Source organism: Rhodanobacter fulvus Jip2 (assembly GCF_000264315.1).
GTDB classification, from domain to species: Bacteria; Pseudomonadota; Gammaproteobacteria; order Xanthomonadales; family Rhodanobacteraceae; genus Rhodanobacter; species Rhodanobacter fulvus.
This window is the reverse complement of the sequence record NZ_AJXU01000080.1, coordinates 50,933-63,460: the sequence shown is the minus strand read 5'-3', so window position 1 is coordinate 63,460 and position 12,528 is coordinate 50,933. Positions and strand designations below refer to the sequence as shown.

Here is a 12,528-nt window from a genome sequence, read left to right as displayed (position 1 = left end):
AGATGGGCCTGGACACTTCTGGCGCATGGCCAGATGGCAAACCATCAGGCTGGTCGTGTATCCGTCCGGCCCGCCTCGTACACCCTCAGGTGAGCGTAGACCACCGCCAACAGCGACGACGCGGCCTGCTGCGGATCGGCACGCGCCAGCATGTCGCCGATGACGTGGTCGGCCTCGATCGCATGGCCGTGCTGCAGGTCGCGCAGCATCGACGCGGTGAGGTCCGAACCGGCCTCGGTGAGCACGCCGCGGGCGCGTTGCAGGATGGCCTCGCCCGGCGCGTGGCCGGCGCGTTCCGCCACCGCGCGGCATTCCTCCAGCAACGCCAGCGCCGCCTCGGTACCGCCGGGTGCGGCGACGATAGCGCCGACCGGGCCGCGCATCAGGCAAGTGATGCCGGCCAGCGACGCCAGGAACACCCATTTGTCCCACATGTCCTGCAGCACGTGCTGGCTTGGGCGAGCATCGAAGCCCGCGTCGCTCAGCTCGCGCGTGATGCGCTGCATGCGTTCGGACGCGCTGCCATCGCGTTCGCCAAAGGTGAGGCCGTGCGTCTGATTCAGATGCTGCACGGCGCCATCCGCATCCAGCGTGGCGGCGATCACGCACTGCCCGCCCAGCACATGCTGCGCGCCGAAACGCGCCTCCAGCAGGTCGAGCTGGCGCATGCCGTTCAGCAGCGGAAGGATCACGGTATCCGGCCCCACCGCCGGTGCGATATCCGCCATCGCTTGCTCCAGGCCGTAGGCCTTGCAGCTGAGCAGGATCAGGTCGTACGGCTCGCGCAGCTCCGTCGCCAACACGGTCGGCGGCGCCGGGAGATTCACATCGCCAGCGAAGCTGTGGATCGCCAGGCCGTGCTGCGCCAGTTGCGCCGCACGACGCTCGCGCACCAGGAACGTGACGTCGCGTCCGTGCTGCAGCAGACGCCCGCCGAAATAACCGCCGGTGGCACCGGCACCGATAACCAGAATACGCATGACTCAGACTCCGTGGAGGTTGCGGTCGATGCACGCGTCCGACCGACTACAAGACATCTTCCCACTCCACGGCACATTGACTCGCATTTGGAAACATTGGTGGTTTGCGTGCCAGCCGCGGCATGGCCAATGGCAGCGAATAAAAACCGGGGAGTGACGCAAGCACTCGAATATGAAGGCGGCGAAACAAGCGCGACAATTTCCATCCACTGAGCGCGCCAACCCCATGACTTTCAATCGTCTGTCTTTCCATGCGAACTCAAGAGTTTTTCTCCGACGCCGATGAATTGACGAGGGAGATACCCATTCAAAGCCAAGCAACGGACCGGCCTCCCCCATACCCGAAGAAAATGAGATGTGTGTCACATTTTTTCTGGCTGGAGATTTTCATGCATCCGGAAATTCGCGTTTTAGCCTGCTTCTTGCATCGGGTTTCAAGCCGGTCTGGCACACCATCAGACGACACGTTTTCGACAATTCCTTCAACCGCGGTACTTCGTGATTGACCCAGCCTCAATGGCGGTCACATTACTTGCAGGGGAAAACAAACATGCAAACCAAAACGCGCTTTACCCGCTCCACCGTCGCCGCGGCGCTGATCGCGGCGTTTGCTGCCGTCAGCGGCACGGCCATCGCCGGCACCGACACCGATAATCTGTCCGTTTCCGCCACCGTCACCGCGAGCTGCACTGTGGACTCGACCACCGAGGTAGCCTTCGGCACCTACGATCCGGTAGCGGACAACGCCAGCACGGGCATCGATCTCACGACGAGTTCCGGCGCCATTGCCACCACCTGCACCAATGGCTCCAGTGCGACCATCACGCTCGGCCAAGGTGCCAATTCCGACACCGGCTCCACGGATACCGCGCCGCTGCGCCGGATGGTTGGCGCGACCAATACCGACGAGTATCTCTCTTACAGCCTGTGCCAGGACAGCACCGCCTGCGCCACGGTCTGGGGCAATGACGCGGGGACCGGGCAGGTGGTCACGGGAACCGGCGCCTCGGATTCCGTCGTCGTATACGGAAGTGCACCCAAAGGCCAAAACGTCAAAGCGGACACCTACTCCGATACCGTATTGGTCACGGTGACTTTCTGAAAACCATGAGAACGATTCTCTCCCAGGCCGCTTGCGGCCTGGTTCTTTTCGCGATCGCCGTCAGCTCGGCGATCGCCGGATCGTTCCAGGTCAGCCCGGTATCGGCAACGTTGACACGAGGCCAGCCAGTCGGGGCGTTGACTGTGCGCAATACAGGTACGGAAGCGGCGGTGATCCAGCTCGAGGCCATGGGCTGGTCACAGCCGAATGGCGAGGACAAGTACCTTCCGACCACGGACATCCTGGCGACACCACCCATCTTCACGATTGCCCCGGGTGGCACCCAGGTGGTCCGCGTGGGATCGCGGCGGCCGCCCGACACCACTGAACGGGCCTATCGACTGTTTTTGCGTGAAGTGCCGCCACCTCCCAAACCCGGTTTCAGCGGTTTGCGGATGAATCTGCAGATCAGTCTGCCGATTTTCGTCCTCAAACATGGAGGGGCGGTGCCGCAACTGGAATGGCAGGCGGAGCGAACCGCCACAGGCCAGACCCGGATCCATGTGACCAACCGAGGCCAGACACACGCACGCCTGAGCCACTTCAAGCTTTCCACCACGTCGGGCAAAAACCCCGTACCTATGGAAGACCACATCGTTTACGTGTTGCCCGGCGCCACACGCAATTGGCTGTTGAACACCCCGATCGCGCCCGGCAGCAAACTGCATCTTGCTGCACAGTCCGATGGCCGCAGCATGCAGACCGACCTGATCGTGGCCGAAAAGTAAGCGGACCGTGATCCAGACGCCGCCATTGCAGTCCGAACGGGTGCGATCCGCGCCCAGTGGAAGATGACGCGTTCGGGGCCCGCCGCAGTCACGCCTGTTTCCCCACGTGTTGGCCTGCGTGCCGACCTCCGTCGTTCTTTCGTACCCGCGCACAGAACCAGCGCCGCCGTGGCATGTCTTGCCGTGCTGTTGGCCACTGTGCCCGATACGTCGAAGGCGGCAGTCGAGGTGCAGGCTGTACGTGTGGGTTTGGATACGGAACACACCCGGCTGGTGCTGGAATCGGACAAGCCGATCCGCGCCCGGATGGAGCGTGATGCACGTACCGGCGCGCTGGTCGTCGATCTCGATGACGTGTCGATGGGGCAGACCCTCGCCGGCCTGGGCAAGGCGATCGGTGCGAACAATCCCTTCATCGCCGGTGTCCGGCTTTCTCCCACAGGCACTGGCACGCGGATGGAGCTGACCGCGCCAACGAGCATCACGCCGCGGATGTTCAACCTGCGCTCCGGCGATGGTCACGCTGACCGTCTGGTGATGGATTTCTACCGCGATCCGGTGGAACCAGGTCAGGAAAACTCCACCGTTGGACTGATCCCCTCCGACGCTGTGGCAACGCCTGCGGCACCGGGCGTGGTCCACGTGAGCAACGTCCAGGCAGCGCTGGTACCGGACCGCGTCCGGCTGGTGCTGGAGTCTGACCGTCCCATCCAGGCTCGTGTCATCAACCCGACCGAGCCCGGTGAAACGCTCGCCGTCGACCTGGGGGACGTTGTGCTGGATGCGGTATTGCAAAGCCTGCCGGACAAGATCAGGCGCAACCCGTTTCTGACGTCGGTCCGGTTCAGTCGCGATGCGGCCGTTACGCGCATGGATCTGACCACGCCGACCGCCATCGCCCTGCAGATTTTCCATCTCGCACCGGTCAACAATCACACCTATCGGCTGGTGGTGGACATCGTTCCAACCGTGACCATGCCGGTACCCCCGCTGGATACGCCACCCGCCTCTGTGGACGCGGTCTCCAGTACGACCGTGGCGACGCCCGCGCCGATGCCGCCTGCACCTGTCGCTGCGCCATCGCGGGATACCAGCGACGCCCTGACGGAGGCCTGGTTCGAGGTGCATGTGAATGGCACGCCCGAGGACACCGTGCTGGTGCTGCAGGATGCCAGCGGAAATGTGCTGGTTCGCGCCGCCGACCTCGAACGCTGGCGCATCCCGGTCGCCGACGTCGTCGCAGTCACCCATGGCACGGACGACTACCTTCCGCTGTCGGCGATCGCGGGGCTGACTTATCGGATCGACCCGTCGCAAGGCACGCTGCTGCTGGACGTATCGGCGAGCCGGTTCGCAGCCACCCATTTCAGCGGCATCTCGCGCGCCGCCGACCAGCCGACGCCTTCGCCGCCCGGCGGCTACGTCAATTACGACATCTTCGGCGCACGCGGCGCGCATGGGTCGTCGCACGTCAACGCGTTGCTGGAGGCGGGCGTATTTGGCGGCTGGGGTAGCGGTTCGAGTACATTCCTGGCGCGACATCGCGATGGCAGAAATCGGACGCTGCGCCTGGACACCACCTGGACCCACGACCGCCCGGCGGACATGGCCAGCCTGCGCTTGGGCGACGTGATCAGCGCGCCCAGTAGTTGGGGCCGCGGCGTACGTTTCGGCGGCGTGCAATGGGGTACCAACTTCGCAACCCAGCCGGGCTTCATCAGCTTTCCGCTGCCCACGCTGGGCGGCGTGGCGGCGGAGCCGTCGACCGTGGATTTCTACGTCAACAACGTCTTGCGACTGCGGCGGGATGTACCCAGCGGGCCGTTCACCATCCAGGATCTTCCCATCGTCACCGGCCAGGGTGACATCCGAATGGTGGTGCGCGACATGCTGGGCCGCGAACAGGTGGTGACCCAGCCGTTCTATGCCAGCGGCGGCCTGCTGGCGTCGGGGCTGCGCGACTACTCCTACGAAGTGGGTTTCGAGCGCGAGAACTACGGTCGGGTCAGCAACGACTATGGACGGCTGGTCGCTGCCGCCACCGAGCGGCGCGGCTTTTCCGACCGGTTCACCGGCGAGCTGCATGTGGAGGCCACTCGCGGGCAGCAGACCCTGGGCATCGGCAGCACGATATTGCTGGGCAACGTCGGCGTGCTGACGGCTTCCGTAGCTGGCAGCCACGATCGCGCGGGCACGGGCGCGCTGATGGAATTGGGCATCCAGCATCAGTCCCGCTACATCAGCTACGGCGCCCGAACCCAGCTGACCACCGACGGCTTCATCCAGCTGGGTTATCTGCCGACGGCGCGTCCGCCGCGGCAGACCTCCAGCGCATTCGTGAGTGCCAGTGTCGGCCGTTTCGGCTCGTTGGGTCTGAATTACACGCACCAGGATTTTCGCGGCCAGGACGACGTCGAGCTGGTGGGCGTGAACTACAACCGTTCGGTCGGTTGGCTGGGCTATCTCTCGCTGTCCGCGCTGCAGTTTCTCGGCGGCGATCCTTCGCCGCTGTTCTCACTCAGCCTCACCGTGCCATTTGGTGCGGCCGACAGCGCCAGCTTCAGCGGCCAGAGCCGCGCCGGTGACAGCCGCGGCACCGTGCAATATCGGCACAACCTGCCGGTGGGTACCGGCATGGGTTATCGCCTGCAGGCCGGGCTTGCCGCGAGCGATCCGCGCCAGGCCGAGCTCAGCTTGCAGAACGGTGTGGGTACCTACAACTTTGGCGTGGCATCGAACCCGGACGGGCAGGCGTATCAGGCGGGCGTCCGCGGCGGGATTGCGCTGCTGAGCGGCAAGATATTTCCCAGTCGCCACATCGACGGCAGCTTTGCGGTGGTCCAGGTGCCGGGCTTTGCCGACGTGCGCGTCTATGCCGACAACCAGAAAATCGGCAGCACCGACAGCGATGGTTATGCGTTGGTGCCGCGCCTGCGGCCGTATCAGAAAAACCCGATCCGCATCGAACAGGCCGACCTGCCGATGGATGCACAAATCAAAGGGCTGCAACTCGACGCGGTGCCGTACTACCACAGCGCGCTGGCGCTGACTTTCCCCGTCACCCGTTCGCGCGGGGCGATCGTCGTCATCCAGCTGGATGACGGCAGCGATCTTCCCGCTGGTGCCGAAGTGACCGTCGACACCCAGGCAACGGTTTTCCCGGTAGGCCTGCGTGGCGAGGTCTACCTGACCGGGCTGGGCGAAACCAGCCGCCTGCACGCCACCTGGAACGGACAGAGCTGCGACATGACGATAAGCTTCCCGGATACCACCGACCCGCTGCCCCGCCTGGGGCCGGTCACCTGCCAGGGGATCGATCCATGAGCCCTCCATACCTCGGGCCAATAGCCGTTCATCCTGCACGCCAGCGACTGGCATGCCTGCTGGGCGCCATGGGGATGCTGGCCGTGGCACCGCTTCACGCGGCAATCTGCAACCTCAGCGTCCAGCCGCTGGATTTCGGCAACTACGATTTTCAGAGCAGTCAGGACCTGGAAAGCGTCGGCCACGTCATCGTGACCTGCGATGTCAGCAGCAGTTTCACCATCGCACTGAGTCCAGGGACAGGCACCTTCGCCGCACGCAGCATGCAGAACGGCGCGCACCAGCTCTTCTACAACCTCTACACCGACCCCACGCGGACCATGGTCTGGGGCGATGGCAGCGGCGGCAGCACGGCGGTTGGCGACAGCGGCATCGAGGTGGACCGGACCGTGTACGGCAGCGTGCCCGCGGGACAAAACCCGTACATCGGCGTGTACAACGATGCGATCACCGTGACGCTTTCCTTCTGAGCGATAACCACGGGCGATGCGCCGTACAGGTTTTCACTCCCCCTCGGCACCCCTCCGAACAGAATCCACCGGTCGTCGCTGCGCAGAAACCCCCATGCCGGAAGGTCCCTCCATCGTCATCCTGCGCGAGGAAGCGGCCGGCTTCGTCGGCCAGCGCATCCTCAGGGCCGAAGGCAACGCGAAGATCGACATGACACGCCTGCCAGGCAAGCGCGTCGAAAGCCTGCGCAGTTTCGGCAAGCAGACGCTGATCGAGCTGCCCGACGTCGCTATCCGCATCCACCTGCTGATGTTTGGCAGTTACCGCATCAACGAACGTAAGGAAGCGGTGCCGCGGCTGAGCCTGGGCTTCGACAACGGCGAGCTGAATTTCTATACCTGCTCGGTGCGATTGCTGGACGGCGATCTGGATGATCTCTACGACTGGCGCGGCGACGTGATGTCGGATACGTGGGATCCCGCGCTGGCCCGGCGCAAGCTGCGCGCGATGCCCGACACGCTGGTGTGCGACGCGCTGCTGGACCAGAACGTGTTCGCCGGCGTGGGCAACATCATCAAGAACGAAGTGCTGTACCGCATCCGCGTGCACCCGCTGTCCACTGTGGGCGCGCTGCCGCCGCGCAAGCTGGGTGAACTGGTGAAGCAGGCGCGCGAATACAGCTTCGAATTTCTGGCGTGGAAGAAAGCATACGTGCTGCGCAAGCACTGGTTGGTGCACAACCGGAAATGCTGCCCGCGCCACGACATACCGTTGACCCGCGCGTATCTGGGCAAGACCAATCGGCGCAGCTTCTTTTGCGAGCGATGCCAGAAACGTTACGGCGAAGGATGAACCGCTGCGGCAGACCTCCGCTGGACATCACGAACTCCGCAATTTTTGAGCATGTCGGGTCGCCTGGCTCAGCCAGCCGTCGCCAGCCGTTTCAGCGCCGCATACGTCTGCTCGACATCGGCATCGGTGGTGCGCCAGTTGCACAACGCCGCGCGCAGCATCGGCCGTCCGTCCAGCGTCGATGGCGACAGGTACGCGGTGCCGTCCTCATGCAAGGCCTTGTGCAGCCGCTGCAAGCCTGCCGCATCGCCGTTGGCCAGCGTGAAACACACCACGTTGAGCCGCACCGGCGCGACCAGCCGGAACAGCGGATCGCCCCCCAGCAATTCACCCAGTCGTTGCGCCGACGCGCAATTGCGTTCGACCAGCTCCGCATGGCCCTCGCGACCATAGGCCAGCAGGGTCATCCACAGTGGCAGCGCACGGAAGCGGCGGGAGTTCTCCGGCGCCAGGTGCAGGTAGTTGTCCTCCACCGCCAGCGGTGCCGGCAGGTAGGCCGAGCGGTTCTGGAAGACTTCCAGTTGCAGCGGCAGGTGCGCGGTATAGGTCAGCGCGCAGTCGTAGGGCACGTTGAGCCACTTGTGCGCATCCACGGTCACCGAATCGGCGACCTCGATGCCTTCCAGCAGCCCTCGATACTTGTCGGAAGCCGCGGCGATACCGCCGAATGCAGCGTCCACGTGCAGCCAGAACGGGTGGCGCGCCTTCAACGCGGCGATGGCCGCGAGGTCGTCGAAATCCACTGTATTCACCGTGCCGGCGCTGGCCACCACCGTGCATGGCGCGCCGCCGTGCGCCACCAGCGCGCGTTCGAGTGCCGCCACGTCCAGCGCCTCGCGCCCCGGCAGCAAGGGCAGCGCATGCAATTGCCCGTGACCGATGCCGGCCATGCTCAGCGCCTTCGATGTACTCGAATGGCTCGCGCCGGCGAACACCGTCATCGGCGGCAGGCCCCACACACCGTCGACGGCGACGTCGCGGCCGTGCTGTTTTCCGTACCACTGTCGCGCCAACGCCATGCCCACATAGTTGGCCATGGTGGCGCCGGTGACGCACAGGCCCGTCCAGTGTTGCGGCCAATGCAGCAACTGGCGCAGCAGGTCCACCGCCTGCGCCTCGATCGCCGCCGCGCCGGTGTCGCCGTTGCGCTGGGCGTTCTGGTCGTAGCTGCTCACCAGCCAGTCGGCCGCCAGCGCGGCGGGCGTGGCGCCGCCAACCACGAAACCGAAATAACGCGGCCCCGGGCTGCCGGACATCAACGGCAGCCAGTCCTGCTCGAAACGCTGCAGTGCGGCGTGCGCGCCAAGGCCGCGTGCCGGCAACGACGTGCGCAATGACAGACCGACCGGCAGGTTGGCGGCGGCCGGACGTTGCGGCAATTCGTGCAGATAAGTGCCGGCCATCTCGCGAGCACGATCGAGGATGGCGTCGAAGTCGGCCAGGTCGCCGCTCAGCGTGGGATGCATGGATTCGCCTTTGGAAAAACGCGGTCTGCGCCGCGGTCACATCAGCAGCTTGCGCACCTTCAGCAAGGCCACCACGAACGCGTCGATTTCCTCGCGCGTGTTGTAGAACGCCAGCGAGGCGCGCAGCGTGGCGGGCACGCCGTAGAACTGCATCAGCGGATGCGCGCAATGGTGGCCCGAGCGCACGGCGACGCCTTGCAGATCCAGCAGCGTGGCCATGTCGCTGGCTTGGGCGCCTTCCAGCAGGAACGAGATCACCGGCTCCTTTTGCGCCGCTTCGCCGAAGATGCGCAGGCCGGGCACTTCGCGCAGGCGTTCGGTGGCGTAGGCCAGCAGTTGCTGCTCCCACGTGTGGATCGCCTCGAAACCCAGCGAATCGTAATAATCGATGGCCGCACTCAGGCCCACGAAGCCGGCGATATTCGGCGTGCCGGCCTCGAATTTGTGCGGCACGTCGGCGAAGGTGGTGCCGTTGAAGCGCACTTCGCGGATCATGTCGCCGCCGCCGAAGAACGGTGGCATCGCCTCCAGGTGTTCGCGCTTCGCCCACAGCGCGCCGGTGCCGGTGGGGCCCAGCATCTTGTGCCCGGTGACGGCGTAGAAATCGCAGCCCAGCGCCTGCACGTCCACCGGCCGGTGCGGTACCGCCTGCGAGCCATCCACTAGCAGGGGGATGCCGCGCTTGCGGCATTCGCGGGCGATCTCGCGTACGGGGTTCACCGTGCCCAGCACGTTGGAGACGTGGGCCACGCAGGCCAGCTTCACCTCCGGCGTGAGCATCGCGATGTATTGCTCCACGTCCAGTTCGCCGCGCTCGTCGATGGGCGCGGCCTTCACCGTGGCGCCGCTGCGCGCGGCCACCAACTGCCACGGCACGATGTTGGCATGGTGCTCCATCACCGTGGTGAGGATGGTGTCGCCGCTCTTCAGCCCCGGCAATGCGTAGCTGTAGGCGACCAGGTTGATCGACTGGGTGGTGCCGGAGGTGAGGATCAGCTCATCGCGCGACGGCGCATTGATGAAGCGCGCCAGCTTGTCGCGGGCACCCTCGTAAGCCGCGGTGGATTCCTCGCCCAGTTGGTGCACGGCGCGCGCCACGTTCGCGTTGTGGCGGCGGTAGTGTTCGTCCATCGCCTCGATCACCGACGCCGGTTTCTGGCTGGTGTTGGCGTTGTCGAAATACACCAGCGGCTTGCCGTGCACGCTGCGCGTCAGCAGCGGGAAATCCGCGCGGACGCGCTGGACGTCGAAGACGGTGGGGGGCGTGGGTTGTGCGTTCATCTTCGATGTTTCCGTGAGTGGCTCCCTCCCCTGCTTTGCAGGGGAGGGTTGGGGAGGGGTTGCTCTTGATCTTGATCTTCAGATCAAAAGCGTTACCCCCTCCCAGCCTCCCCCTGCAAAGCAGGGGGAGGAGATAAAAGCGTCAAGCAGGGAGCTGGTCGATCAGCAGCGACGAAAGATGCTCGCGCAACGCCTCATTCGGCAGATCGTCCAGCACCGCGCGGCAGAAGGCGGCGGTCAGCAGCGCGCGTGCCTCGGCCAGCGGAATGCCGCGCGAACGCAGGTAGAACAGCGAACGCTCGTCGAGCTGGCCGACGGTGGCGCCGTGCGCGGCCTTCACCTCGTCGGCGTAGATCTCGAGCTCGGGTTTGGTGTCGATCTCGGCGCTGCCGGACAGCAGCAGGTTCTTGTTGCTGAGGTTGGCGTCGCTGCCGTCGGCGCCCGGCGCCACCACAATGGCGCCGCGGAACACACCGCGGGCGCGATCGCTGGCCACGCCGCGCCAGGTCGAGCTGGAGGCGGTGTTCAGCGCCTGGTGGCGGATCGCCAGTTGCGTGTCCACATGCTGGCGGCCGTGCGGCATGAACACGCCGCGGGTTTCCAGTTGCGCGCCATCGCCGATCAGTTCCGCACGCAGGTCGTGCCGCACCAGCGCGCCACCCAGTTCGGCCAGATGCAGCGTGGCGTGGGCGCGTGCGTGCAGGCGCAAGCTGGTGCGGCGGATCAGGCTGGCGCCGCTGGCGGCCTGCTGCAGCACGGTGTGATGCAGGTGCGCGCCTTCGCGCAATTCGATGTCGCCCACCACGGTGGAAAGATGCGCTTGCTCGCCGCTGGCCAGATGATGCTCGACCAGTGTCAGCGTGGCGCCCTCGCCCAGTTCGATCACGTTGCGCAGGTGCCAGGCCAGGTCGCCCTCGGCGGGCGCGCCCAGGAAGACCAGATGCAACGGCGCGTCGATCTTCACGCCGTCGGCCACCCTCAGCACGGCGCCGTCGCGGGCATGGGCCGCGTTGATCTGGGTGAACGCCTCGTCGGCTTCGTAATGCCGACGCGACAGCACGAAACGCAACGGGTCCGGATCGGCATGCAACGCCTGCGACAGCGGTTGCAACGTGAGGCCGGCCGGCAAGGCATCCAGGGCGGACAGGTCGGCACGAAACGCGCCATTGACGAACACCAGCCGCGCCCCATCGACACCGGGCAACGCCAGCGCCGAAGGATCGACCGCGCGCGTCAATGCAGCCTCGTCGCCATCGACGAATGGCCGTCGCGCCAGGCCGCGCAGGGCGGTGTATTTCCACGCTTCCACCCGCGCCAGCGGCAAGCCGCCGGCGACGAAGATCTCGTGGTTGTCGCGCCGCATCGCATCCAGCCAGGCGATGCCGCTGACGGGCAGCGGCGCGTCGACCAGCGAGGCGACCAGCGGCAGCAGTGCCGGCTCGCTCATGCCGAGGCTCCCGCAGGCTGGCGCTCGGCGATGCCGGCGTAGCCGTGCGCTTCCAGCTCCAGCGCCAGCGACTTGTCGCCGGTTTCCACGATGCGGCCGCCAGCCAGCACGTGCACCACGTCGGGCACCACGTAGTCGAGCAGGCGCTGGTAGTGGGTGATCATCAGGAACGCGCGATCGGGCGAGCGCAGCGCGTTGACGCCGTCGGCCACGTGTTTCAGCGCGTCGATGTCCAGGCCCGAGTCGGTCTCGTCCAGGATCGCCAGCTGCGGCTCCAGCACGGCCATCTGGAAGATCTCGTTGCGCTTCTTTTCACCGCCGGAGAAGCCCTCGTTGACGGCGCGATGCAGCAGCTCGTCGGAGATCTGCATCACCTTCAGCTTCTCGCGCACCAGCTTCAGGAACTGCATCGAATCGAGCTCCTTCTCGCCGCGCGCCTTGCGCTGTGCGTTCAACGCGGCGCGCAGGAAATAGGTGTTGTTGACGCCGGGAATTTCCACCGGGTACTGGAATGCCAGGAACACACCGGCGGCCGCGCGCGCTTCCGGCACCATCGTGAGCAGGTCGATGCCGTTGTAGGAGACCGTGCCGGCCGTCACTTCATAGCCATCGCGGCCACTCAGCACGTTGCCGAGGGTGGATTTGCCGGCGCCGTTGGGGCCCATGATCGCGTGTACTTCACCCGCGTTCACTTCGAGGCTGAGGCCTTTGAGGATTTCCTTGCCTTCGACGCGGGCGTGGAGGTTTTCGATTTTCAGCATGGTTGTTCCTGGTTTCTTTAGCCCCTCTCCCGCTGGGAGAGGGGGTGGGGAGAGGGTTCGGGGCTTGCGCAAACTTCCGTGCAAGCCCGTACCCTCATCCGCCCTTCGGGCACCTTCTCCCGGAGGGAGAAGGGAAT

The 12,528-nt window shown here is 65.5% G+C and carries 10 protein-coding genes; 5 read left to right on the top strand and 5 right to left on the bottom strand.

Annotated elements, in window-relative coordinates; all coding sequences use genetic code 11:
- Window positions 1-44: 44 nt before the first annotated feature.
- Window positions 45-980, bottom strand: coding sequence for a 2-dehydropantoate 2-reductase (gene panE, locus UU9_RS16430; RefSeq protein WP_007082893.1), 936 nt, complete (start codon window positions 978-980; stop codon window positions 45-47).
- 550 nt (window positions 981-1,530) lie between these two features.
- Between panE and UU9_RS16425 the strand changes: the two genes are divergently transcribed.
- The 5 genes from UU9_RS16425 (at window position 1,531) to UU9_RS16405 (ending at window position 7,436) form a co-directional block, all read left to right on the top strand.
- Entirely contained in the window at window positions 1,531-2,082 is a 552-nt protein-coding gene (locus tag UU9_RS16425; protein ID WP_007082892.1) for a Csu type fimbrial protein, read from the top strand.
- A 5-nt stretch (window positions 2,083-2,087) separates the two neighbouring features.
- Complete coding sequence (locus UU9_RS16420; protein ID WP_040671256.1) at window positions 2,088-2,810, top strand: fimbrial biogenesis chaperone; 723 nt, start codon at window positions 2,088-2,090, stop codon at window positions 2,808-2,810.
- A gap of 168 nt (window positions 2,811-2,978) precedes the next feature.
- Window positions 2,979-6,134, top strand: a complete 3,156-nt coding sequence (locus tag UU9_RS16415; RefSeq protein ID WP_162098780.1) for a fimbria/pilus outer membrane usher protein — start codon at window positions 2,979-2,981, stop codon at window positions 6,132-6,134.
- The gene (locus UU9_RS16410; protein ID WP_083839008.1) at window positions 6,131-6,604 is read left to right on the top strand and encodes a Csu type fimbrial protein; all 474 of its coding nucleotides are present in this window, start codon (window positions 6,131-6,133) and stop codon (window positions 6,602-6,604) included. Before UU9_RS16415 ends, UU9_RS16410 begins: the two co-directional genes overlap by 4 nt.
- Before the next feature lie 94 nt (window positions 6,605-6,698).
- Complete coding sequence (locus UU9_RS16405) at window positions 6,699-7,436, top strand: DNA-formamidopyrimidine glycosylase family protein (protein ID WP_007082888.1); 738 nt, start codon at window positions 6,699-6,701, stop codon at window positions 7,434-7,436.
- A 68-nt stretch (window positions 7,437-7,504) separates the two neighbouring features.
- Here UU9_RS16405 and UU9_RS16400 read toward each other — a convergent pair whose 3' ends face one another.
- From UU9_RS16400 to sufC, 4 genes are all read right to left on the bottom strand, one after another.
- Entirely contained in the window at window positions 7,505-8,902 is a 1,398-nt protein-coding gene (locus tag UU9_RS16400) for a pyridoxal phosphate-dependent decarboxylase family protein (protein ID WP_007082887.1), read from the bottom strand.
- Window positions 8,903-8,938: 36 nt separating this feature from the next.
- The gene (locus UU9_RS16395) at window positions 8,939-10,183 is read right to left on the bottom strand and encodes a cysteine desulfurase (RefSeq protein WP_007082886.1); all 1,245 of its coding nucleotides are present in this window, start codon (window positions 10,181-10,183) and stop codon (window positions 8,939-8,941) included.
- Between the two features lie 142 nt (window positions 10,184-10,325).
- Window positions 10,326-11,630, bottom strand: a complete 1,305-nt coding sequence (sufD, locus tag UU9_RS16390; protein ID WP_007082885.1) for a Fe-S cluster assembly protein SufD — start codon at window positions 11,628-11,630, stop codon at window positions 10,326-10,328.
- Window positions 11,627-12,391: a Fe-S cluster assembly ATPase SufC gene (gene sufC, locus UU9_RS16385; protein ID WP_007082884.1), complete on the bottom strand. Its 765-nt coding sequence runs from the start codon at window positions 12,389-12,391 to the stop codon at window positions 11,627-11,629. The genes sufD and sufC overlap by 4 nt, the downstream gene beginning before the upstream one ends.
- Window positions 12,392-12,528 lie beyond the last annotated feature (137 nt).

Bases quoted from the DNA above. Each gene is read 5' to 3' on its own strand.
- panE (WP_007082893.1), bottom strand. From the start codon at position 980: ATGCGTATTCTGGTTATCGGTGCCGGTGCCACCGGCGGTTATTTCGGC.
- UU9_RS16425 (WP_007082892.1), top strand. From the start codon at position 1,531: ATGCAAACCAAAACGCGCTTTACCCGCTCCACCGTCGCCGCGGCGCTG.
- UU9_RS16420 (WP_040671256.1), top strand. From the start codon at position 2,088: ATGAGAACGATTCTCTCCCAGGCCGCTTGCGGCCTGGTTCTTTTCGCG.
- UU9_RS16410 (WP_083839008.1), top strand. From the start codon at position 6,131: ATGAGCCCTCCATACCTCGGGCCAATAGCCGTTCATCCTGCACGCCAG.
- UU9_RS16405 (WP_007082888.1), top strand. From the start codon at position 6,699: ATGCCGGAAGGTCCCTCCATCGTCATCCTGCGCGAGGAAGCGGCCGGC.
- UU9_RS16400 (WP_007082887.1), bottom strand. From the start codon at position 8,902: ATGCATCCCACGCTGAGCGGCGACCTGGCCGACTTCGACGCCATCCTC.
- UU9_RS16395 (WP_007082886.1), bottom strand. From the start codon at position 10,183: ATGAACGCACAACCCACGCCCCCCACCGTCTTCGACGTCCAGCGCGTC.
- sufD (WP_007082885.1), bottom strand. From the start codon at position 11,630: ATGAGCGAGCCGGCACTGCTGCCGCTGGTCGCCTCGCTGGTCGACGCG.
- sufC (WP_007082884.1), bottom strand. From the start codon at position 12,391: ATGCTGAAAATCGAAAACCTCCACGCCCGCGTCGAAGGCAAGGAAATC.